This window comes from Oceanobacillus alkalisoli (assembly GCF_021556485.1).
In the GTDB taxonomy this organism is placed as follows: Bacteria; Bacillota; Bacilli; order Bacillales; family Amphibacillaceae; genus Oceanobacillus; species Oceanobacillus alkalisoli.
Genome location: NZ_JAKGBW010000118.1, coordinates 1 through 255, shown reverse-complemented (window position 1 = coordinate 255; position 255 = coordinate 1). Strand labels below are relative to the sequence as shown.

The following is a 255-nucleotide window of genomic DNA, read 5'->3' as shown; positions in this document are numbered from 1 at the left end:
ATGATAGTCATGAATAGCCTGAAATTCAGCTAAATGAATGCCTAATCTTCCCGACCCATCCCCCTTTCGATTTCCTTTAACTTTTTTAATAGACCATTCTCCGCCTCCAAGTATTGATTACGATGCTTCAACTCCTGAATACGAAGTTGTAATTTTTCTTCCTCTGTCAATACCGGCTTCGAATCTAACGACTTTCCACGTCGGTCCTGAAGAGCTCGCTCCCCATCCTGTTGGTATTTACGAACCCAGCTATAG

1 pseudogene is annotated in these 255 nt (G+C 42.7%); it reads right to left on the bottom strand.

What is annotated here, in order from left to right:
- Nucleotides 1–41 precede the first annotated feature (41 nt).
- Nucleotides 42–255: pseudogene (locus tag LZD48_RS19400) on the bottom strand (hypothetical protein); the annotation flags it as partial.